Consider the following 22,048-nt stretch of genomic DNA (forward strand, 5'->3'; position numbering starts at 1 on the left):
TAAAAAGTAGATAACGTTTGAAAATGATCGTATGGAGCAAAATGTATGTATACAAGCTATCAAAAGGAGGTTAACGATGACGTCTTTACATATTGCAATAGTAGCGCCTTTAGTACTCGCCTTCTTGATTCCGCTGTTGGCGAAATATGTCCGCAAGATTCATACGGGCTGGTTTGTTCTTATTCTGCCTGTTTTATTATTCGTTTATTTTTTCCGTATGATCGGCATGACTTCACATGGCGGGACGTTAAAAGCAACATTGGAATGGATTCCTTCCTTCGGCATTAATTTTACCGCCTATGTCGATGGCCTTGGACTCCTGTTTGCCCTCTTGATTACGGGGATCGGGTCACTGGTTGTTCTGTACAGCATTTATTATCTGTCCAAGGAAAAGGAACAGCTCGGGCCGTTTTACGTTTATCTGCTCATGTTTATGGGAGCGATGCTCGGCGTCGTACTCGTTGATAACGTCATTGTACTTTATTTATTTTGGGAATTGACCAGCATCTCTTCTTTCCTGCTTATCGGCTATTGGCACAAGCGGGAAAAGTCGCGGTATGGCGCGGCAAAATCGATGCTGATCACGATTTTCGGCGGCCTTTCGCTGCTCGGAGGATTCATCCTGCTTTATATCATCACGGGTTCATTCAGCATTAGGGAAATGATCAGCCAGGTTGACGCCATATCGGCGAGCGGCTTTTTCCTGCCGGCTCTCGTGCTAATTTTAATCGGAGCTTTTACAAAATCGGCTCAATTTCCTTTTTATATCTGGCTTCCGGATGCGATGGAAGCACCGACGCCGGTCAGCGCTTATCTGCATTCGGCGACGATGGTCAAAGCGGGCATCTATTTGGTGGCAAGGTTCACGCCCGTTTTCGCTTTTTCGGGAGAGTGGTTTTGGATCGTATCTTTGACCGGGATCGTCACGCTTTTCTGGGGTTCATTCAACGCCGTCAAACAGACGGATTTAAAAGCGATTCTCGCATACTCCACCGTCAGCCAGCTCGGAATGATCATGTCGATGCTCGGCGTCGGGTCGGCAGCTTTGCACTTTCAGCATTTTCATTATTATTTGGTCGCGGTCATTGCCGCCGTCTTTCATTTGATCAACCATGCCACCTTTAAAGGCAGCCTTTTCATGGCGGTCGGAATCATCGACCATGAAACCGGAACGCGGGATATCCGCAGGCTCGGCGGTTTAATGACGATCATGCCGATCACCTTTACTATTTCGCTGATCGGCGCGTTTTCGATGGCGGGATTGCCTCCTTTTAACGGATTTTTGAGCAAGGAAATGTTTTTTACGAGCATGCTCAGAATCACGGACTTCAACCTGTTCAGCGCTGATACGTGGAGCTTTTTGTTCCCTGTACTGGCTTGGACGGGCAGTGTGTTTACGTTTATTTACAGCATGGTGTTGCTGTTTCAGACATTCGGGGGGAAATATCAGCCTGAAAAGCTTGAGAAAAAAGCGCATGAAGCTCCGCTCGGCATGCTGATTTCGCCGATCATCCTCGTGTCTTTGGCTGTGATTTTTTTCTTTTTCCCGAACATTCTGTCTTATACGATCATTGAGCCTGCGGCTGCTTCGATTATGCCGGGCCTTTTGGACGGGGATGAAAAATTCAAGGTCCACATTTCGATATGGCACGGTTTTTCGCCTGAGCTCTTCATGACGATCGGAGTTGCAGTGCTCGGTATTCTCGCTTATCGAACCCTTGGCAAATGGAAGAAGGTCTATGGCCTGTTTCCTGATAAGCTGACGCTGAACAACTTGTACGACCGTTCCCTCTACGGGCTTGAAAAAGGCTCAAACAAAGCGACGCGGACGTACATGACGGGTTTCCTTCGGGATTACCTCGTATACATTTTTGTGTTCTTCATTATCGCAGTCGGCGGTACGCTTGTGCTGACGGGAGGCTTTTCCTACAGCGTGAAAGGGACCGCTCCAATCGGCGTTTATGAACTCGTCTTGTCAGCAGTCATGATTGCCGCCACTTTTGGAACGGTTTTTGCGAGATCAAGGCTGACGGCGATTATCGCACTCGGTGTCATCGGCTATACGCTCGCTTTGTTTTTTGTGATTTTCAGAGCGCCGGATCTGGCGCTGACGCAGCTGATTATCGAAACGATTTCAGTGGCGCTGTTCCTGCTGTGCTTCTATCATCTGCCGAAGCTCAGCTTCAAACCGAAAACGAAAACATTCAGGATCACGAATGCGCTCGTTTCGATTGGCGTCGGAGCTGTCGTGACGCTGCTCGCTTTGGCTTCAAACAGCCAGCGCTCCCTTGAAAGCATTTCGTCTTATTTTATTGAAAACAGCTATAAGCTGGCCGGCGGCCGCAATATCGTCAACGTGGTGCTGGTTGATTTCAGGGGATTTGATACATTGTTTGAAATTACCGTGCTTGTCATCGCCGCGCTTGGCGTATACGGCATGATCAGGCTCAGAATGGAGAAGGGAGGAGAAGAGCATTGAAAAAACAGCAGACAAACGATGTGATTTTGCAGACCGTTACAAAGGTCGCCTGCTTTATCATTTTGCTCTTTTCATTCCATCTGTTTTTGGCGGGCCATAACAATCCCGGAGGCGGTTTTATCGCAGGGCTGATGACGTCATCTTCCTTCGTGCTGCTCCTGCTTGCCTATGATTTGAAAACGGTGCAGAACATCCTGCCGATCAATTTTATTTATGTGGCTGCATCAGGCTTGTTCATCTCCGTCTGCACCGGGATCGGGTCGTTTGTATTCGGCGCTCAGTTTCTCTCGCATGCGTTTGGCTATTTTCATCTTCCGCTTCTCGGGAAAACGGAGCTCGCCACCGCCGTGCTGTTTGACACCGGCGTATACCTCGTAGTGGTCGGAGTGACGATGACCATTATTCAGACGATTGGAGAGAGAGAATAATGGAGATTTTAATGGCGTTTATTGTAGGAATATTGTTCACGGCGGCGACTTATTTAATGCTGTCAAAAAGCCTTCTGAGGGTGATCATCGGAACGGCCGTTCTCAGCCACGGCGTACACCTCCTTTTGTTGACGATGGGAGGTTTAAAAAAGGGTGCTCCTCCGATTTTAAAAAACGATACAGCGTCTTATGTCGATCCGATCCCTCAGGCTCTTATTCTGACGGCGATCGTTATCGCCTTCGGCGTCACGTCTTTCCTTTTGGTCATGGCCTTCCGCGCCTACCAGGAGCTGAAAATGGACGATATGGAACAAATGAGGGGAAATGATCAACATGAATAATCTTGTCATCCTGCCAATATTGATTCCTTTATTGGCCGCGGTTTTGCTTATCTTTATGAACAAATCGATCAAGCTGATGCGCGCCTTCAGCGCCGTCTCTTCCCTTGCAGCCGTGGCAGCGGCGGCCGTGCTCGCTCAGACCGTATTCACGGACGGGATACAAACCCTGTACCTTGGCGGGTGGAAGCCTCCGTTCGGGATCATCCTTGTCGCCGACCAATTCGCCAGCATTCTCGCATTGACGACTGCGATCATCGGATTCGCGACCGTCTTGTATTCGTTTCGTTCAATCGGGGAAAAGCGGGAGCGCTTCTTTTATTATCCGGCTGTCCAATTTCTGCTGGCCGGCGTAAGCGGAGCTTTTTTAACGGGGGATTTGTTCAACCTGTTCGTGTTCTTCGAAGTTCTTTTAATGGCTTCATACGTTTTGATCGTTATCGGCGGCACGAAGATCCAGCTGAGAGAATCGTTAAAATATATCGTGTTTAATATTATTTCTTCCGCTTTATTCGTGATCGGAGTCGCTTATCTATACGCCGTGACGGGCACATTAAACATGGCGGATCTCAGCGTGCGGATCAGCGAATCCGGACACGCCGGGCTGATCACCGTCATTGCCGTGCTGTTTCTCATCGTCTTTGGACTGAAAGGCGGGATTTTCCCGCTTTATTTTTGGATGCCCGGCTCTTATTATGCGCCGCCTGCGGCCGTTTCCGCTTTGTTCGGGGCGCTGCTCACCAAAGTCGGAATGTATGCGATCGCCCGGGTGTTCACGCTGATTTTCACGCAAAACGCCGCATATACCCATCAGCTGATGGTCTGGCTTGCGGCGCTTACGATCATATTTGGCGTTATCGGCTCAATCGCTTATTGGGACGTCCAAAAAATCATCATCTACAATATCGTGACAGCTGTCGGCGTGATTCTGTTCGGCATCGCCGCCAATACGCCCGCTTCCATCGAAGGGTCCATCTATTATTTGATACACGACATGATCATTAAGGGAGCGTTGTTTATGCTGGGCGGGGCGCTGTTTGCGCTGGCCGGAACGAACAGCCTAAAAAAAATGAGCGGCTATATGAAAACCCATCCCGCCCTCGGCTGGATGTTCATGATTTCTGCCGTTTCATTAGCCGGGATCCCGCCCTTCAGCGGCTTTATCGGAAAGCTGAAAATTGCCGAAGGCGGCTTTACAAGCGGAGAGTTCGTCATCACCCTGCTGATGCTGTTATCAAGTCTGCTTGTCTTATATTCCGTCATGAAAATATTTATATACGGGTTTTGGGGGGAAGAATGGAAAGACGCTCCGCGAAACAGATCGGTAAAAGGCTTCATTTATCCGGCAGCGATCCTGCTCTTTCTGTCACTCGCCGTCGGAATCGGCACCGAGTTCGTCGCTCCGTACTTTCATCAGGCAGCCGATACGCTGATTCACCCTGAAAAATACATTGAAGCCGTTTTGAAGGAGTAGATCGCATGGCATTACAAATCTTGCTGAATGTTATTCTTGCGTTGTGCTGGATGTTTCTGAACAATGATCCAACCGCCGTCGGCTTTATCACCGGCTACGCGCTCGGGTTATTCTCGCTTTTTTTATTGAGACGCTTCTTTCCGCGCCGTTTTTACGTCCTGAACATCTGGGCGATCATCATGCTTCTCTTGATTTTCATCAAAGAACTGCTGCTCGCCAATCTCAGCGTGCTGAAGACGATCCTGGCACCGAAGCTGAAAAATAAGCCGGGGATCTTCGCTTTTAAAACAGACCTGAAAGCAGACTGGGAAATTACGACCTTGGCGAACCTGATTACGCTGACGCCCGGAACACTGGTTATCGATATTTCAGATGACCGTTCCATTCTTTATATACATGCGGTCGATATAGACGATGCCGAAAAAGCCATCTACGACATTCGGCATTCGTTTGAAGAGGCCATTAAGGAGGTAAGCCGCTGATGTTTGAATTCATTCTCCAGCTCTCGCTCGGCATCCTGGCGGTCTCCACTTTTCTTTATGTCATCAGGGTGATCAAAGGACCGAGCATCCCTGACAGAGTGGTGGCGCTTGATGCGATCGGCATCAATCTGATCGGTATTACGGCTCTCGTCTCGATTCTTTTGAATACGTCCACATTTTTAGAGGTCATCTTGCTGATCGGCATTTTAGCCTTTATCGGAACCGTTGCATTTTCAAAATTCCTCGAGAAAGGAGAGATTATTGAAAATGATCGAAACCGCTAAAATTGTCATCGCCGTTTTTATTCTTTTGGGGTCGCTTATCTGCCTTGCCGCGTCATTTGGAACATTAAGGCTCCCTGATGTCTATTCAAGAATCCATGCCGCTTCAAAAGGGGCGACATTGGGCATTATCTGCGTTCTGCTCGGCGTCTTTTTTTACTTCTGGTTCCTCCACGGCATCATCGCGGCCAAGGTGCTGCTCGGGATCGTCTTTGTCTTCCTGACGTCTCCCGTAGGGGCCCATTTGATTGCCCGTGCCGCTTACAATACAGGGGTGAAAATGGAAGAGAAAAGCGTCCAGGATGATTACGAAGGATACAGAAATTTCGTCATCAAAAAGAAAGAAGACTCTTATTTATAAAGAAAACTCGCCGAAACGGGCGAGTTTTTTGATGAAAGGGTTATGATGATGAGGAATGCTGGACGACCGCCATGGTGCATCGTGACACACAAATGAGCCGGTCCTCTTCATCGCGGATGTCGATGTGGAATACCATCGTGGATCTTCCAACATGAAGCGGGGTTGCGACCGCTTTAACGGTTCCTTCCTTGATGGATTTGATATGGTTTGCGTTAATCTCAAGCCCGAAACAGGCCTGCCGCTTTGGATCGATGTGCTGATATGCTCCGATGCTGGCCACCGTTTCGGCCAATGCGACAGATGCCCCGCCATGGAGAAAGCCAAACGGCTGGCGCGTCCTTTCATCAACAGGCATAACAGCAACGCAGCGTTCTTTATTGCATTCCGTCACTTTAATGCCAAGCGCTTCAAGAAGCGTATGTTTCGTCTCCACTGCACAAGTCCTCCTTTCCTTAAAGTACGCCTTCGGATTTTGCGATCAATACAGCTTCCGTCCGTGAGCCGACATTCAGTTTGTTAAATACGGAAGTCAGGCTGTATTCGATCGAACGTTTGCTCAGATGCAGCGCATCGGCAATCTCCTGATTCGTATAGCCTTTTTCGACCTCTTTTAAGATCAAGCGTTCTCTTTCGGTCAATACGTCGTGCTGGGTCTCTTGGCTGCTTGATTTTGTTTTTTGCTTAGTGATCAGATCTTTTAAGTAATCATAATCGACGACGATTTTATTATCCAACACTTGATATATGTACTCAATAATCTTTTCCTTTGACTCTGTTTTGCTGATCGCACCATGCATACCGGAACGAATCGCTTCTTCAAAATAATCCTCTACTTCGTATCCGGTATAAACGATAATTTTGCATGATGAACAGGTCTCAAGGATTTTCTTGGAGAGGTCCATTCCGTTGATTTCGCCCAGATTCAAATCCATTAAGATCAGGTCATACGCAGAAAAATCATGTTTAGTCAGAAATTGTTCGCTGGCTTCAGGGCTGAGGCAATCGACAAGAAAATCCTGATTCGTTTCAAGAATTGCCTTTGTCCCCTCCATGACAGCCGGATGATCATCGATCACAAGTAATCTTCTCATAATTTCCTCCCTTTTCCGTTCACCTAACACCATTTTATAGAAAAAACTTGGCGGATGACAAGCAAAATTCCTTTACTAAACATTACAATTCCATTTCAATGATGACCTTGAATCCTTTTCCCTCTGCTGTTTTAATGTCCAGTTTTCCGTTCAAAGCGCGGACGCGCTCGCGAATTCCCGACAGCCCCATACTGGAGCTGTTTTGATAAAGCTTGTCCTGATCAAAACCGATGCCGTCATCTTCATAATGGAGCACGACTTTTTCCTTAATGCAAACGAGCATAACCAAAACCTCATGCGCCTTCGAATGTTTCACTGCGTTGCTCAAAAGCTCCTGAACGATTCTGTACAGATTCAGCTGTGTATCTAGATCGAGCACTTTTGAAAACCTTTCCGTATTTAATCTGATCCGCATCGAAGAGGATTCCTGATGCTGCGCCGCCAGTTTGGAGAGTGCTTTAACGAGGCCGAGATCGTACAATAGCTGCGGTCTCAGCTCCTGGCACGTTTCCCTCGTCATCTGGATCACATTCGACATTTGCTCATTCATATTGACAAGCCTTTGCTCGATTTCGGCCGTACACACTTTATCTTTTTCAAAATCGGCAAGAAACATCTCGCTTTGATGCTTCAAAGAAATCATATCCTGAAGCACCGAATCGTGTAAATCCCTCGCCAAATCGGACCTCTGCTTCTCCTCGATCGCAAACATCAGCTTATTCAGCCAAGCCGGATTCGGCCCTTCCTTTTTCACATTCTCAAGATGCTCCATCAGTTCGCCGATCTTCAGAACGTTTTCCAAGGAAACGCTCGTATAAAACGCCAGCGTCTCAAGCCACGAAATCTCATCACGGGTCAGCCTTGGCGTATTTAAAATCGACAGACACAACATGACATAAGACGTCCCGCCCCGTTCACCGATTTTAATGAGAAACCCGCGGTCGACTTCGACGATTTTGCCGATTTCGGTGACGGCTATAGAAACTTCCTTTTCAAATGGAAGCCAAGGTTGATCTTCAATATCATCTTCTAGCAATGATATTGTTCCATCGCTTTTCACTTCCATAACATAAGTTTGATTAACTAATAATACGTCAAGGATAGTTTGTTTCAGTTCAAATAGGACCTGTTTTAAAGACATTGATGTTCGAATTATTTGTGTGAACTTAAAAATACTGTCCTGGTAATTAAATTTTTCTGAAAAACGCTTTAAACGAAATCGAAAATCAAGAATTTCTTTAAAATAAAAAACGCCAAGTATAACCAGATAAATACAAGATGCCAGTCTTATGGCACTATATCCATCAACTCGAAAATGGGCAAAAGTAGCTACGTAAGCCAAAATTATTGTTGGTATAATTGCCAGCAAGCCATAGTATTTTAATCTTCCTAAAAGAAACTCTACATTATAAATTTTATTTGCCATAAACTGATAAACTAAAGACAATGGAATTAAAATGAGAAATGGTGCAACAAAAACTGCCGGAAATATGTAATCATCTAAAAATAGATATGGAAGTGCATAAAAAATTACAAAAGGTGAAATTGCTATTAAATTTGTAAACATCATCATCTTTAGAAAATAAGCTTGCTCAGAAAAGCGATGTTTTATTAAACCGTAAATAATCACAATAATAACGATCGTCATGCTAACTAAAAAAGAAAGCAGATTAATACTACCTACCATATCAATTGTAAGCCGATGACGAAAAAAACACTCTAAAATTATATTGAATAATGGCAGTAAATATAGTAAAAATACTTTATTGTTAAAAAACTTCTTTCCAGTTTCTTTGAAATATTGATGTATAAAATGCAGATAACTTATTGGTACAGATATAAAAGTGAGTAAATTAAAATATCTACTTAAAATGTCTCCTCGTGCCACACCTCCAGCACTCAGATAAGCCATTGAAATAATTAGTAGAAACATAATCAAAAAAAATGATGAATAACGTTTTTCTGATTTGTTTGATTTTAAAATAAGAAAAATACAAAACAGACAAAGTAAGTAACATATAGTGGGAATGAAAAAGACAAAAAGCATATCGTACCCAATAATCGTCTCTTGAGTGTTGATGCTTACTGTTTCTCCATTTCTTTCTACAGTCAGAGAATAGGCCCAAGAAAGAATGTTTTCAGGAGATAGCTTCTCTTTGGATATTTTTCTGCCATTAATCTCAAGAATTATGTCTCCCTTTTTTACCTCAGCGTACTCTGCTGATGAATTTTTCTCTACTTCAACAACTTCTAATTGATGACTAGAGTTATACTGCAACCTTGCACCTTCAAAACGGTCATGGAAAAATAAGTAGCCGACATAAAGGCAATAAACAAAACTTAAAATTAATAATATAATCGAAACTTTACGTAAGCTGTAGTTCATATCTGAACTCCTATCAATTAAAAGGTCTCCAGTATGTTACTTTTGCATTCAATTCGAATTCATTAAATGCTTTAATCAACGATATTAATTGATCATCATCTACACCTAATAGGCTTGCCCTACCATTAATAACCTGCTCTAGCACCTCTGGGTGTTGAACCAAAAAGCTTACAATATCCTGCAACATTAAACCTCCTCACTGAAAACATCCATAATAAACGATATTAAACGTTTTTTTTCCTCCTCCCCAATTGTAAGCTGAGCCATTCCTTTTTTTAATTTCTGAATAGCGAGCTGGTTCATGACATACATATACTGAGTAACGCCCGCGGTCTTCAGTTTCTCTTTATAGCATTTTATTTCTATATCGGCAAATTTATCCTCATTTTCAAATATATTTAACAAATCTATAGAAGCCTGGTTGAATTTTCGAGATAAATATAAATAAGCAAGCGTCCGCTTCTTTTTTACAATGTCGCTTTTTGTATTATAAAAAAGTGCTTTATAATCATTTTCGATTTGTGAAGCAATTCCCAGTTGGTATGCGTATGTTTCAACTGTCTTATTGAATTCGCCCGTGGCCAGCATCGTTCCCAAAACGCACGGAAGCGCAGTCAGGGAACCCGATTTGCGCTTGATCATGTCGAGGCATTCTTCTTCAGTGACAGGTTGATCTCTGAGATCGTCATGCTGCCCTTGCGATGATTCTAATATATACTCCATCAGTTTATGTAAAAACACGGGATTGTTTGAAACAGAGGTGCTGACTTTGATGCTAAGGGTATACAGAGCCGTCGCCGCATTGAGCGCAACTGAACGGTTCATCTTCATCCAAGGCTCATTCGGACTGTCTTCATCCTCCAAATCATCGAAGATGTCAAACGAAAGGATCAGCAGTTCAATCCCTGCTCCAAGGGTTTCCGCTTTATCCGTATCTGTGCCGCCGAAACTAAAGTAATGGTAAAAAACAAGCTCGCTGAAATGCAGATGGTCCTTTGCATCTACAAAAGAGCGCAACGTTTGATTTAAATCGCGGTTGGGAATTTCATCGTCTATAAAATGATTCATTTTTTGCTTGATTTTATCAAGGTCTAGACTGAAAAGCTCAGAGATGATACTCCCTCCTTTCTTCATATTTTACTAAATCAAATTCCTGATTGACAGAGCATTTTTCTTTTTTAACAATTATATAATAATTTATCCTTTTTTTGGGTCGGAAACCGCAAAAAAAAAAAAAGACTTGTCTGAAACAAGTCCTTTTAAGAGGTTTTTAAATATGTGTATTTATCGTATTGGTCGATACTTTTGTTAATCTTGCGCAAGGAGTCTTTCGTTTCCCTGATTTCATTTTCAAGCCGCCAAAGCAATTGCTTTAACTCTTCAATTTGTTGCTTTTCCACTGATTCCACACTCCTTTTGGAAGATCAATCAATTTGTGTATAGTGAACGAGTCATAGGTATTTGATCTGTTAATACAAGTTTAAAGGGAAATGACCACTTTTTCACCGAAAAGTTGGCCTGATATTCGTGCGTTACACCGCAAACACTCAATAGACCATAACACCCATTTTACACGATCGGTAACTAGTTCTCAAACCCTAAGAAAATTTTAAAATTTTTCATTTTTTTAAAAAGGAAAACTTCAACACTCTTCAAAATCCCTTTATAACAAGAATAAGAGCAAAAACAGTTCGTTTTATGACTGTAAGCCAAAAGTATCATCTGATGGAAAGCAAAAAAACGGACGGAGTTGCGGAACGCAACCGCGGCGCCAACACCGAAAAAAACGCAAAACGATATTGCGTATGTTTTATCCTAAAAAACCATTCCTTGTGCTCACACCGCAAAAACCGCAATTTGACCCGTAAAATGAAAAATGAGGTGTTCAGTTTGTTTCCATGTTATATCGTCAACGCGTATTGGGCATGTCCGTACCGGCATGTTCATGATCGGCAGCTATTTCCCGAAGTCAAAACGGACGTGTTTCTCCGCTCCGCAAGAACCGCAAACAGCCTGATGGCTGACGGGCAGCTGATCTTAAATAGAATCACTGCTTCACGCGACCTTGCGCGAAGAATTATGGAAGCCGGGCAAAGATCGCAAAAAGAAACCGTCATCGCACTGCTGAGACAAACCGGTATCAGAAGCCGGATTGACGTATCCTTCAATCCGGACGGCCTCCGCATTATTCTCATTAATCCATCCAGTACAATGTCACTGATGCTGCGCTGGTCTTGAAAACGCAAAAAATCCGGCTTCTCGGATGAGAACAGCCGGATTTTTGGACGTTATAAAATCTTGTGACACCATTCGATGGCTTCAAGGTAGCAACGGTGTGCTTCCTCCTTTGTCAAGCCGTCTGTTTGCGAGGTATCTTCCCATTCGTTTCGTTCAATTAATTTCGCAAGGTGCAAAACTTTTCGATAGTCGTTCTCTTTGCCAAGGAGCGCTTGTCCCACTTCGTCTGTCAGCGGCAGTTCACTGATTACTTCCGTCAGTTCCCTGTGCAAAAGCGTATCAATGAATGAAAACATTCCTGTCAGCATATAGGAAGAAGGCTGGGGACGCCTTGTTTTTTTTGCCAGCAATTCGCAAAGCTTCGCTCGGATCAGCGAAATTTTCACGACTTCGTTTTTGCTTGAATTTTGTTTTTTTGTTAGATCTTTAAATGAGAGGATGTAGATCCATCTTTTGATTTCTTTAAATCCGAGCAGCACGATCGCCTGGCGGATGCTTTTAATTTTTTGTATCGGCCGGCCGGCTGCAGAATTCAGCAGCTTCAAGAGCTGGTAGGATAGCGACAAATCCTTTTCAATAATATTTGTGACAACCTGAATGTCAGGCTGTTCTTCGCTTAGCTCATGAAGCAGTTCATAATAGGCATGGAAATGATATGTAATGTCCTGACCGTCGATCACGACCGGTTCACTGAAAAAATACCCTTGAAACAAATGAAAACCGTCGGCCGCGGCCTGTTCATACTCTTTTCTCGTCTCGACTTTTTCAGCGAGAAATTTCAGATGGTAAGAACGGCATGAATGTAGAATGAACCGCCTTTCGGCTTGCGTCGTTTTGAAAAAATCGACCTTTAGTATATCGATATACTTCAGCAGCTGATTGAGAAGCTCTTGATTCCCGCTGTGTTTTAAACAAAAATCGTCAAGGGCGATCGTATATCCGAGCTTTTTCAATTGCCTGCATCTTCTGATCAGGTCCCGGGTGATCGGGACATCTTCGAGAATCTCCACGACGAGCCGGTCGGGATCAAAATACGTCGGCAATCCCGATTTCAAAAGGCCCTCTGTAAAGTTTACGTAGTATTTTTTACCTTGTGTCAGTTTATTGATTCCGATATTTACAAAGCTGTTGATCATTAGTTCTGTCGTCGCCTGGTCGCCGTCTGTTCCAGAGAAAAAGTTTTCTTCGCTTTCCCTGTATAAAAGCTCATATGCAACGACTTGTTCATTTCTGTTGAAAATTGGCTGTCTGGCAACAAATACCCTCATTCTTCTTCCCCCTAGCGACTCAGGTACCTTTGATCTAAGTATATCAAATAAATGGACGAATTCCTTCGACTTGCGAAAAACTTGATCCAAAAAAACAGATAATCCCCGAGAATTATCTGTTTTTTAGCACCCTGCTATACGGTCGTTTGCATGATCAGTCCTGATTCAGGCTTTTGATCGCTTTGATTTTCGCCTCATGAATCTGCTGCATTTTGTTATTCCAGCATGCTTCGCTTAAATCAACCGGATATTCTTCAGGCTTGCTGATCCGTTTATACTCTTCCCAAAGCAAATTAAGATTTTCCTGAACGTACAGCTTAATATCCTGAATGCTCGGATTCTCATAAACGAGCTTGCCTTTTTCGAAAATCGGTTTATGAAGATCTTTTGCGTCGAAGTTCGTAACAAATTTGCTGATAAACGTATGAACGGGATGAAACATTTTAAGCCGTTCCTGCTCATTCACCTTTTCATAGTCCAAAGCGATATAGTCGCCTTCTGAATGATGATTCAGCTGATTGATGATCCGATACACTTTTTTCTGGCCGGGAGTCGTTACTTTTTCCGGATTTGAAGAAATCTTGATCGTATCTGTCATTTTCCCGTTCTCCTCGATTGAAACGAGTTTATAAACCGCACCGAGAGCCGGCTGGTCATAGGCGGTAATCAGCTTTGTTCCGACGCCCCAGACGTCGATTTTCGCCCCTTGGGCTTTCAGGTTCATAATCGTATATTCATCAAGATCGCTTGAGGCGACTACCTTCGTATCTTTAAAACCCGCTTCGTCCAGCATCGCTCTCGCCTTTTTGGACAGGTATGCAAGATCGCCGCTGTCAAGGCGGATCCCTGTAAATTCGATTTTATCGCCGAATTCTTTAGCTACCTTTATCGCATTGGGAATGCCTGAGCGGACCGTATCATATGTATCGACCAAAAACACGCATTTTTTATGGGTTTCCGCATATTTTTTAAATGCCGTGTATTCGTCTCGATAGGCCTGTACAAGTGCATGGGCGTGCGTGCCTGACACCGGGATGTCAAACCGCTTACCGGCGCGGACGTTGCTCGTGGCATCAAAGCCGCCGATGATCGCCGCTCTTGCCCCCCACATCGCCGCATCCATTTCATGCGCGCGTCTCGTTCCGAATTCAAGCGCTGTTTCGTCCCCGATCACGCTCTTGATTCTCGCTGCTTTCGTAGCGATCAATGTTTGATAATTCACAATGTTGAGCAAAGCGGTTTCAACAAGCTGCGCCTCGGCCAGAGGAGCTTCGATCCGCATGATCGGCTCGTTGCCGAAAACGATTTCCCCTTCCTGCATGGAATAAAGGGAACCGGTAAATCTCATTCCTTTTAAAAAGGCGAGAAAGTCGTCTTTGAAGCCGACTTCTTCTTTTAAATAAGCTAAATCGCTTTCAGTAAATCTGAAACCTTGCAAAAATTCAATCGCTTTCTCCAGACCGGCAAATACCGCAAAACCGCTGTCAAAAGGGAGCTTTCTGAAAAACAGTTCAAAGACGGCTTTTTTTTGATCAATGCCGTCGCGCCAATAGGTTTCCGCCATGTTAATTTGGTAAAGATCTGTATGAAGTGACAAACTGTCGTCTGTAAACCGGTGTTCCAACCTTCATTTCTCCTTCCTCAATCCGACACTGAGGCTCCAAGGGCGTTTGCAAAATGGGTAAGAGCCCAGTCGTGTCCATCCGGGTTGAAGCTAGCCACTGCGTTTTGATGAATGACAAGATCAAACCCTTTATTATAAGCATCAACTGCTGTATGCAATACGCAAATATCTGTGCACACGCCAATTAAATGCAGTTCTTTAATGTCTCTTTCGCGAAGCTTCAGTTCGAGATTCGTTCCCGCAAAAGCGGAGTACCTTGTTTTTTCCATGTAGTATACATTGGTGTCGTTTTCGTGTTTTTTAAAAAGCGTTTCCAGCTTTCCATATAAAGCTTTTCCAGATGTGCCTTTTATATTGTGGGGAGGAAACAAGCGCGTTTCCGGGTGATGCAAGTCGAGAGCGTCATGGGCATCGACCGCAAAGACGACAAAGTCGCCGCTGTTTATAAACGTTTCCGCCAGCTTTGCGACGGCATCTTCAATTTTTTGGCCCGGCTCCCCGCACGTCAGCTTTCCGTCTGATGCGACAAAATCGTTCGTATAATCTATGCATATAAGAGCTTTTTTCATTGACGCCCTCCCTGCCTTTTGTATGATAGGTAACATTATAACTTATCTACTCGGACAAGTGAATGGGCGAAACAGCCGAAAGTATTTGGCAAACCGCGTCACAAAAGGTTTTTTTAAGAAAAAAACAAAACGTTTTTTAGCCTTTTGAACGTTCAAATATATCGTCCTCGACATAAATCGATTGTTTGTCAACCGCGTCTTTCGATACGAGAATCAACCCGAGCGGCGTGTCAGACTCCCGGTTTGAGACGATCGAAAAAGGAACCCCGTGCTTGTTCGCGGCCTTGATATAGACGGAAAAACGGGAATAATCGATGTCTCCGTTCAACAGCAATGCCGCATCCGAGTGTGATTCGATCGCGGTGATCACTTCATCGTACGCTTTCGGGCGGAGAACTTGTCCCTTTGTTAAAGCGATGATCACCCTTTCCCTCAACGAGCCCAAAAACAGCCTTCGCTCATCCGGCTTTGTTTCTCGGACTCCGTGCATCCCCTGCTGCAAATATAGATCGATTGATTCATCGCTCATGTTAAGACCCCCAGTTTATCTTGGCTGCAAAATTTGCGGTGATGACCGCAGCGTTTTTTATCCAGTATGTCATGAAACGGACGGGGATAAACTTCGCTTCTACATTTCGGTTACCCATTGAACGATCTTCAGCGAAAGCTCCTCTGCCGCATCACTTTGCGCGTTTTTTGCCAATGAACTTTTCAGTTTATCTGCGAGCACCTGCTTTTCTTCCTCAAAGGAAATCAGCATGCTCCATTCCAGTTCCGGAACGGCGACAAGCGTATAAAACTGCTTTTTATTTTCATGCAGAAAAACATCTGTGATCAATGTTTCTCCGTTCATTACATTCGCTTTCCTTATTTTCATGTCTTTCCACCTGCCTATCTGTCTTTTTTCCCATTATACTACAAAAAACAAACAGCCTCTTTTAAAAGAGACTGTCATGCGTTAAAGCCCACCGTTCCATCGAAAACATCCGCGTCCATGAAGCTTGTTTTGCTTCTTTTGTTATTCACATACCCAAAGTCGCCAACATGAAAGCCTCCGCATCCTCCGATTTCGGACGATTGCGCCGTTTTTGGAGAAATAGCAAATACGTCTCCAAAAAAAACGGCGCTGGAGTCGACGACCTCCCGAATCAGAACCGGTCCTACGATTGCGGGCATCATTCCACCTCCGCCATTCCTTTTACGATAGGATATGGGCCCGGCGGAAAAAAGGTTCCCGGAAATTTGAACTTAAGCTTCTTTCGTCATTTCCTTTTTGGATCTCTGCCTTAAACGGACGAGCCGGACGATATTCAAGGTGAAAGCCTTCAGCACAGCGTAGGTCGGAACGGCAAGTATCATGCCGAGTACGCCCCCGAAGCTGCCGGCGCCGAGCAATAAAAGAATGATCGTCAGCGGGTGTGTGTTAAGGCGCTTGCCGATAATCAGCGGCGACACGAGGTTTCCGTCGATCTGCTGGACGACAACGACCACGATCACGGCAATCAGAGCTTTCGTCGGCGAGTCGAGAAATGCGATAATGACCGCCGGGGTCGCACCAAGAAACGGACCTACATAAGGAATAATGTTCGTGACGGTCATGATCACGCCGAGAATCAGCGCATACTTCACACCGGCGATCAAAAACCCGATGTAACAGCCGATTCCGACAAAAAGGCAGACGATCAGCTGTCCCTGAATATAGGCGGCAAGCGTATCATACAAATCCTTAAAAATTTTCAAGCCTTCGTTTTTATATTGATCAGGAAGAATTTTTACAGCCAAATTCGGAAATCGGTGTCCGTCCTTCAGCATGTAAAACAGAATAAAGGGGACGGTCAAGGCAATGAGCGCAAGATTGGTCACAACCCCAAACACGGAAGACAGGCTCGCCGTAATATTTTCCGGCAGATTCGTCAGAAAATCTCCGATTGATCTTTCGATTTTTGATACAGAAACAAAATCCTGATTCATCATCCATGTGAACCATTGCGAATTCGATAATTGTTTGATGAAAATTTGAATCTGCTTAACAATTTCCGGAATATTATTAAATAAATCGGTGACCTGCTTTGTAAACATTGGGCCGATAGATGACAGCACAAACCCGATGAGCGCCAGAAACGCCAGGTAGATCAGCAAAATGGACAAAGTTCTCGGCAGCTTTTTCTCTAAAAGCCGTACGACAGGGTTAAAGATGAAATACAAGATCCCTGCGATCAATACCGGAAAAAACAGTGTCGATGCGAACATTATAATCGGTTCGAACAGAAAAGACACTTTTGTAGAAACAAAAATAATAAGGAGTACCAATAAAATTTGTACCGTCCAAAAATGAGTCTTTGATTTAAACAACCTTTTTTCCTCCCGGTTTTTTTCATTACTCTAAAAACTACTATTCACACCATCGCCTGTCAACTATTTTTCTTCCATACATACGAAGAAACCGGAAAAGGGTTTCACTTTCCTCTGATAGCAATCGATTGACATCTCTCCTCGCTGTAAATATAACGATTACAACGAAAGGATGATTTTGATGATCAGCAGCAGATTTACGATAGCCGTACATAGGTATCCTTGTTGCACGTTCGAAGCGACCCTTTGACATCGGAGCAAATCGCCGACAGCGTCAATACCAATCCGGTTATCGTCCGCCAAATCAGCCGATTATTAAACAAAGCAGGCCTCGACCACGATTCTCCTGATTCTCCGGAATCCAAACTGATCGGCGGAGCTGTTCAAGAAGGCAAAGAAAAGGCAAGAAAAGCGAGTCCGATACACTACGTTCACAGGGATGCGCCCCCTATCTTGATCATTCACGGGGATCAGGACGATATCGTTTTCCTTATGAACAAAGCGTTGAAATGTTTCATGCGTTAAAAAAAGAAGGCTGTGATGCGGTGAAGTATAAAATAAACGGTGCCGGTCACAACGGATATACGCAGGGGCATATCCTCGACGTTGTCGAATCATTCTTTCGCAAGCATTTACATCCCCGGAAAGCTTGAAAATGAAGGCCGGTGTTCCGGCCTTCCATGAAAATATTCCACTCATTTATGAAGATTCTCTAAATTTTCGGCATAAAGTCCGCCTCACAACAATATTATGAAAACGCTTACAAATTAAACTCCGAGGTGAACTTTATGAAAAAAATAGCGTTCCTGATTGCTGTACTGCTGTTTTTGTATCCGCTTACATCGGAAGCGGGCTTTAAGGGCGGAGACGGCGATCCCGGCTATTGGTTCACGGGCGATCCTATAGAAGCCCCTGATCCGCAAAAACCGCCGATCGTTTTTATCCATGGTTTAAACGGATCGTCAAGTATTTGGTTTGATGAAAATGACATGTCAAAACAGGCATGGAAAAACGGATATGAAACAGCCTATATCGATCTGTACCCCGATAAAGACATGCGGGACAACGGAGCGCTCCTCTCATCCAAGCTGCGGGAAATGTATGAACACTTCGGCCGGAAAATGATTCTCGTCTCCTACAGCAAAGGCGGCATTGACACGCAATCAGCGCTTATTTACCATGACGCCTACCGCTATGTAGAGCATGTTATTACACTCGGGACCCCCCATTACGGATCTCAGCTGGCGGACCTTGCATACAGCAACTGGGCCGGATGGCTTGCAGGAATTATAGGCGTGAAAAATGACGCTGTCTATTCTTTGCAGACCGGCTACATGGCCTCCTTCCGGGAGCAGGCCGACAGCCACCCAAACAGGGGAAAAACGCGCTATTACACATTGGCGGGCAATAAAATCGGCGGATTCGGGAGCGTATTGTTTTTCGGAGGCGTCTATTTAAACGTGTTCGGGTCAAATGACGGGGCTGTGGTCGAAAAGAACGCGAGGCTGCCGTATGCAACAAACGTAGCAGCCGGAAAATGGGATCATTTTTCGATTATAAAAGGGAATATCACGTTTCCCGTTTTTCAGTCTTTATTAACGATTCGTCAGAATGCGAATACAGGATCATCGAAAACAGAAAACACATCCTACCCGTACATCAGGGGCGGGATAAATGAAGGGATAAAAGAAGAAGAGTTTTCGGTGGAGAAAGGGGTAAAAGAAATTACCGTTCATTGGCTGAGCAATCATTCCTCGGGAAATATCAAACTGACAGATCCTCACGGCAAAGCTGTCACGGGCTTTTCGCTGTCAAAAACAGCAGACGTGTTTAAAGGCGGATTTGTTCATTCCGCTACAGTGAAACACCCGGTTGCAGGAAAATGGAAGATCTCATCTTCCGTAAAGCAGAAGGAAGCCTATTTATTCGTCACAACATTTGACTCCCAGCTCGATCAACAGATTGCAAAGACTCTTGATGCGAAGACGTCAAGCCTTGCAAATGTCAAAACCGCCGTCCGCTCCATACGGTATGAAAACGGAAAACAGGTTGAGAAAAAAGAGCTCAAATCCGCCACAGCCAAAACGCTGCAGCAATACCTTTCGTTCAAACAAGCGGGCATGTATTCGGTGACGCTCGACATCTCTGGAAAAACAGCGGACAATAAGGCGTTTAACAGAACGATCATCAAATCCGTTTATGTAAATGACAAAGGGCAGAGGTTCGAACAAAACCCTTTGCATTAAACCGTTTTTTTCATGGGTAAACGCGCTTGCTCAACCATGCGATCAAGCTGCTTGATTTTTTCGGCTGCAAGCTCAGGATCGATTTTGCGGTAATGATGATTTCCGCCGGGCTCTTCGTCAAGCTCATCGGCTTTTTTGACGATTTGCTGCAGCTTGTTTTTATCCAGGTCTCCTTCAGGCAAGTATGAATCGGTATGAAGCAGAATAGCCAAGGCGATCTCTTTTGCGGCTTTAGGCTCCTCGCCGAGGCGGATCAACAGCTTGTGGGCGCGCTCCGCTCCTTTTATGGCATGAATGTCGTTCTGTTTGTACTTTTCGTAATCCCACTCGCCATCTGTGTACCATTCATAATGGCCGATATCATGCAGCAGCGCTGCTTTTGTCGCAACATCCGGGTCAACGCCTGATTTAACAGCCAGGCGGTATGCATGGTACGCACACGCTACGGCATGGGCGACGCCTGATCGTCTTAAATATTTTTGTGCGATTGGATGGGTGAATACATCCATTAATGTTACGTTTCTCATGTAAACCCCTCCTTTATATATTTTTAGAATCCTAACATATTTTTGCGGAAATCTCAATGATTCTGACACATCATCAATGAGAATTCCGCTTTCGTTTATTTTCTGCGGATGCTGCGCCGGCGGATATTTTTTGGTGGATCTTAAGGGGGCTGCTTTTGAGACAGGCAATTGGCGGAAAACATAAAAAAAAGGACCTTTTTCAAGGCCCTTTTTTATAAAAATTCTTTGATGTCATAGACTCTGCCGTTTTCAAATTCGGTCTCAAGGAGATCGAGCAAAACGCCGGCGACAAAAGATGTGCTTCTCAGCTTACCTTCTGTTTGGTACGCTTTGAACCGTTCGATTTCGTAAAAATCTTTTTCCGATGAGGACCGTATAACCTCCTGCATGGCCGTGTCCATGACCCCGGGCGAAAACGAAATCATCTTTACCGGAAAGTCCTCGTCTTCCTGTTCGAAGCCGAATGTTTTCGTAAACATGTCAAGCCCTGCTTTTGAGCTGCAATAGGCGCTCCAGCCTTTATAAGGATTTTTGGCTGCGCCTGAGGATATGTTAACGATCGTTTTGTTGCCCTGAAAACTTTTTAGCCATTTTGCAAACAGCTGACTGAGGATCACCGGCGCTAATAAATTCAGGTCATAATGGCGCCTCAGCTCCTCCCGCCCGGCTTCGCCTGCGCGTTTGATGGGGGTTACCATTCCCGCGTTGTTGATCAGCGTAATGGAATCAACATCAGCCGGTTGGACGGCGTCCGTAAACCTTGCAAACCACATTTCCGCTTCGGCAAGCTGCGTCAAATCGACCTCGTGCTGACTCAGCCGGTCATGGCGGATGCCGGATTTGCTTCTCGATACGGCATGGACAAGATGACCTTTTTCTAAAAGCCCTTTGACAATCGCTTCACCGAGGCCTTTTGACGCCCCCGTGACAATGGATAAATGCATGCGGATTTCCCTCCTTATCCATTATTGTACTGATTTCGCCGCCGTCTCCTCAAGAGGTTCCTTCCCCCGATTAGGCAGAAATGCCGCCAGCACGTAAAAAGCCGCTGTCAAAACACTGAACAAATCAAATACGATGAGCTGAAGCAAAGCGCCGACAACGAGCAGCCATTTCAGACGCGGACCGTCCTGTTTGATCGTGATCATGATTGAAGCGAACAAGATGATGACGATTGCCAACATTGATCCCGCGATGCCAAAACCGGTATGAAAGAAGTCCATCATCGACTGATCATAGTCCTCCGTAAACGAGGGAAACAGCAGCAAAACGATCCCAAATGTAAAAATAACCGCAAGTAAGTAGAGCATGGATTCCAGTAGAAATAAACCATTCACTGTAACCAAAATAAAAAACCAGCAAATTGATAACCCTAAGGCTGCCCATACGGACAACAGTTTGTAAAATCTCGGATTTTTCATCATAACAGCTCCTATTTCTTCTGCTGCCCGTTGATTCTCGGGATCAAAAAGAAGATGCCGGCGATGCCGAGAAGGATGAGCGCGCCGTAGAGGAACGGCAGGATGATCGATTGCTGGTCGGTGCTGTCCGCATCCTCCTTGCCAAGGCGTGAGGACTCAGAATCAAATGACAGCTGTTTCAATTTCGCCGCCACCGTGTTTGGTTCATCCGATGCAAGCGCAAATATTTGATTCAGCTCTTCTTTTGGGTCAGGTTTTTTCACATCTTTAAAAGAAAAATGTTTTAATTCCTCTGGAATCGAAATATCTTCCTGGTATTCCGGGTTTTCCTCCAGAAGATCATCTGTATTGACTTCGATGTTCTGTTTCTTATATTCATTAGGCTTAACATCAACATTATCAGTCTCTTCCGCTTTCACGAGCGGAGTGAAAAGAAAGAAGGAGAGCATGATCGCCATGATCCCCTTCTTCCCCCATTTCACA

The 22,048-nt window shown here is 44.7% G+C and carries 27 protein-coding genes; 10 read left to right on the top strand and 17 right to left on the bottom strand.

Annotation, left to right across the window (positions count from 1 at the left end; all coding sequences use genetic code 11):
* The first annotated feature begins 76 nt into the window (after window positions 1-76).
* Genes AB447_RS08385 through mnhG form a run of 7 tightly spaced genes read left to right on the top strand, consistent with a single transcriptional unit; the run spans window position 77 to window position 5,843 of the window.
* Complete coding sequence (locus tag AB447_RS08385) at window positions 77-2,479, top strand: Na+/H+ antiporter subunit A (protein ID WP_048353788.1); 2,403 nt, start codon at window positions 77-79, stop codon at window positions 2,477-2,479.
* Window positions 2,476-2,907 (top strand): Na(+)/H(+) antiporter subunit B, encoded by a 432-nt coding sequence (locus AB447_RS08390; protein WP_048353787.1) that lies wholly within the window; start codon window positions 2,476-2,478, stop codon window positions 2,905-2,907. The genes AB447_RS08385 and AB447_RS08390 overlap by 4 nt, the downstream gene beginning before the upstream one ends.
* A complete protein-coding gene (locus AB447_RS08395; RefSeq protein WP_046131683.1) occupies window positions 2,907-3,248 on the top strand; it encodes a Na(+)/H(+) antiporter subunit C in 342 nt (113 codons plus the stop codon). Before AB447_RS08390 ends, AB447_RS08395 begins: the two co-directional genes overlap by 1 nt.
* The gene (locus AB447_RS08400; RefSeq protein ID WP_048353786.1) at window positions 3,241-4,719 is read left to right on the top strand and encodes a Na+/H+ antiporter subunit D; all 1,479 of its coding nucleotides are present in this window, start codon (window positions 3,241-3,243) and stop codon (window positions 4,717-4,719) included. Before AB447_RS08395 ends, AB447_RS08400 begins: the two co-directional genes overlap by 8 nt.
* 5 nt (window positions 4,720-4,724) lie before the next feature.
* A complete protein-coding gene (locus AB447_RS08405; RefSeq protein ID WP_048353785.1) occupies window positions 4,725-5,201 on the top strand; it encodes a Na+/H+ antiporter subunit E in 477 nt (158 codons plus the stop codon).
* Entirely contained in the window at window positions 5,201-5,485 is a 285-nt protein-coding gene (locus AB447_RS08410) for a Na(+)/H(+) antiporter subunit F1 (RefSeq protein ID WP_048353784.1), read from the top strand. Before AB447_RS08405 ends, AB447_RS08410 begins: the two co-directional genes overlap by 1 nt.
* Window positions 5,469-5,843, top strand: coding sequence for a monovalent cation/H(+) antiporter subunit G (mnhG, locus tag AB447_RS08415; RefSeq protein WP_048353783.1), 375 nt, complete (start codon window positions 5,469-5,471; stop codon window positions 5,841-5,843). Before AB447_RS08410 ends, mnhG begins: the two co-directional genes overlap by 17 nt.
* A 40-nt stretch (window positions 5,844-5,883) precedes the next feature.
* On the opposite strand, the gene AB447_RS08420 is transcribed toward mnhG, so the two are convergent.
* From AB447_RS08420 to degQ, 6 genes are all read right to left on the bottom strand, one after another.
* Complete coding sequence (locus AB447_RS08420) at window positions 5,884-6,276, bottom strand: hotdog fold thioesterase (protein ID WP_048353782.1); 393 nt, start codon at window positions 6,274-6,276, stop codon at window positions 5,884-5,886.
* 19 nt (window positions 6,277-6,295) lie between these two features.
* Window positions 6,296-6,934 (bottom strand): two-component system response regulator ComA, encoded by a 639-nt coding sequence (comA, locus tag AB447_RS08425; RefSeq protein WP_046131689.1) that lies wholly within the window; start codon window positions 6,932-6,934, stop codon window positions 6,296-6,298.
* Between the two features lie 82 nt (window positions 6,935-7,016).
* Complete coding sequence (locus AB447_RS08430; protein WP_057957515.1) at window positions 7,017-9,320, bottom strand: ATP-binding protein; 2,304 nt, start codon at window positions 9,318-9,320, stop codon at window positions 7,017-7,019.
* Between the two features lie 13 nt (window positions 9,321-9,333).
* Window positions 9,334-9,504, bottom strand: a complete 171-nt coding sequence (gene comX, locus AB447_RS08435) for a competence pheromone ComX (RefSeq protein ID WP_048353781.1) — start codon at window positions 9,502-9,504, stop codon at window positions 9,334-9,336.
* 2 nt (window positions 9,505-9,506) lie between these two features.
* Window positions 9,507-10,388, bottom strand: coding sequence for a polyprenyl synthetase family protein (locus AB447_RS08440; protein WP_048406751.1), 882 nt, complete (start codon window positions 10,386-10,388; stop codon window positions 9,507-9,509).
* 191 nt (window positions 10,389-10,579) lie between these two features.
* On the bottom strand, window positions 10,580-10,720 hold the full coding sequence (degQ, locus tag AB447_RS08445; RefSeq protein WP_003184860.1) for a degradation enzyme regulation protein DegQ: 141 nt from the start codon (window positions 10,718-10,720) through the stop codon (window positions 10,580-10,582).
* Between the two features lie 490 nt (window positions 10,721-11,210).
* Here degQ and AB447_RS08450 point away from each other — a divergent pair, with 490 nt between their 5' ends.
* Window positions 11,211-11,558: a YuzC family spore coat inner layer protein gene (locus tag AB447_RS08450; RefSeq protein WP_232517706.1), complete on the top strand. Its 348-nt coding sequence runs from the start codon at window positions 11,211-11,213 to the stop codon at window positions 11,556-11,558.
* 50 nt (window positions 11,559-11,608) lie between these two features.
* Here the strand turns inward: AB447_RS08450 and AB447_RS08455 are convergent, their stop codons facing one another.
* The 7 genes from AB447_RS08455 to AB447_RS08485 form a co-directional block, all read right to left on the bottom strand.
* Complete coding sequence (locus AB447_RS08455) at window positions 11,609-12,826, bottom strand: EAL and HDOD domain-containing protein (RefSeq protein WP_048353780.1); 1,218 nt, start codon at window positions 12,824-12,826, stop codon at window positions 11,609-11,611.
* A 154-nt stretch (window positions 12,827-12,980) separates the two neighbouring features.
* Window positions 12,981-14,450 (bottom strand): nicotinate phosphoribosyltransferase, encoded by a 1,470-nt coding sequence (locus AB447_RS08460; RefSeq protein ID WP_048353779.1) that lies wholly within the window; start codon window positions 14,448-14,450, stop codon window positions 12,981-12,983.
* Window positions 14,451-14,467: 17 nt separating this feature from the next.
* Entirely contained in the window at window positions 14,468-15,019 is a 552-nt protein-coding gene (locus AB447_RS08465) for a cysteine hydrolase family protein (protein ID WP_048353778.1), read from the bottom strand.
* Window positions 15,020-15,155: 136 nt separating this feature from the next.
* Window positions 15,156-15,548 (bottom strand): YueI family protein, encoded by a 393-nt coding sequence (locus AB447_RS08470; protein ID WP_048353777.1) that lies wholly within the window; start codon window positions 15,546-15,548, stop codon window positions 15,156-15,158.
* A gap of 99 nt (window positions 15,549-15,647) precedes the next feature.
* The gene (locus AB447_RS08475) at window positions 15,648-15,896 is read right to left on the bottom strand and encodes a YueH family protein (RefSeq protein ID WP_048353776.1); all 249 of its coding nucleotides are present in this window, start codon (window positions 15,894-15,896) and stop codon (window positions 15,648-15,650) included.
* Between the two features lie 74 nt (window positions 15,897-15,970).
* Window positions 15,971-16,195: a spore germination protein gene (locus tag AB447_RS08480; protein WP_048353775.1), complete on the bottom strand. Its 225-nt coding sequence runs from the start codon at window positions 16,193-16,195 to the stop codon at window positions 15,971-15,973.
* A 72-nt stretch (window positions 16,196-16,267) separates the two neighbouring features.
* The gene (locus AB447_RS08485) at window positions 16,268-17,371 is read right to left on the bottom strand and encodes an AI-2E family transporter (RefSeq protein WP_048353774.1); all 1,104 of its coding nucleotides are present in this window, start codon (window positions 17,369-17,371) and stop codon (window positions 16,268-16,270) included.
* Window positions 17,372-17,596: 225 nt separating this feature from the next.
* Here AB447_RS08485 and AB447_RS27490 point away from each other — a divergent pair, with 225 nt between their 5' ends.
* Together AB447_RS27490 and AB447_RS08495 are read left to right on the top strand one after the other, a co-directional pair.
* Window positions 17,597-17,896 carry a hypothetical protein gene (locus AB447_RS27490; RefSeq protein ID WP_232517707.1) on the top strand — a complete coding sequence of 100 codons (300 nt, stop codon included), beginning with the start codon at window positions 17,597-17,599 and terminating at the stop codon, window positions 17,894-17,896.
* A 263-nt stretch (window positions 17,897-18,159) separates the two neighbouring features.
* Window positions 18,160-19,617, top strand: coding sequence for an esterase/lipase family protein (locus tag AB447_RS08495; protein ID WP_048353773.1), 1,458 nt, complete (start codon window positions 18,160-18,162; stop codon window positions 19,615-19,617).
* Here the strand turns inward: AB447_RS08495 and AB447_RS08500 are convergent.
* The 4 genes from AB447_RS08500 to essA form a co-directional block, all read right to left on the bottom strand.
* Window positions 19,614-20,144, bottom strand: coding sequence for an HD domain-containing protein (locus AB447_RS08500; RefSeq protein WP_048353810.1), 531 nt, complete (start codon window positions 20,142-20,144; stop codon window positions 19,614-19,616). The two genes, AB447_RS08495 and AB447_RS08500, sit on opposite strands and share 4 nt — an antisense overlap.
* Window positions 20,145-20,356: 212 nt before the next feature.
* On the bottom strand, window positions 20,357-21,088 hold the full coding sequence (locus tag AB447_RS08505) for a (S)-benzoin forming benzil reductase (protein WP_057957516.1): 732 nt from the start codon (window positions 21,086-21,088) through the stop codon (window positions 20,357-20,359).
* A 21-nt stretch (window positions 21,089-21,109) separates the two neighbouring features.
* Window positions 21,110-21,565, bottom strand: a complete 456-nt coding sequence (locus tag AB447_RS08510; protein WP_048353772.1) for a hypothetical protein — start codon at window positions 21,563-21,565, stop codon at window positions 21,110-21,112.
* 11 nt (window positions 21,566-21,576) lie between these two features.
* Window positions 21,577-22,047 carry a type VII secretion protein EssA gene (gene essA / locus AB447_RS08515; RefSeq protein WP_231592715.1) on the bottom strand — a complete coding sequence of 157 codons (471 nt, stop codon included), beginning with the start codon at window positions 22,045-22,047 and terminating at the stop codon, window positions 21,577-21,579.
* Between the last annotated feature and the right edge of the window lies 1 nt (window position 22,048).

It is taken from the genome of Bacillus glycinifermentans, assembly GCF_001042475.2.
Taxonomy (GTDB): Bacteria; Bacillota; Bacilli; order Bacillales; family Bacillaceae; genus Bacillus; species Bacillus glycinifermentans.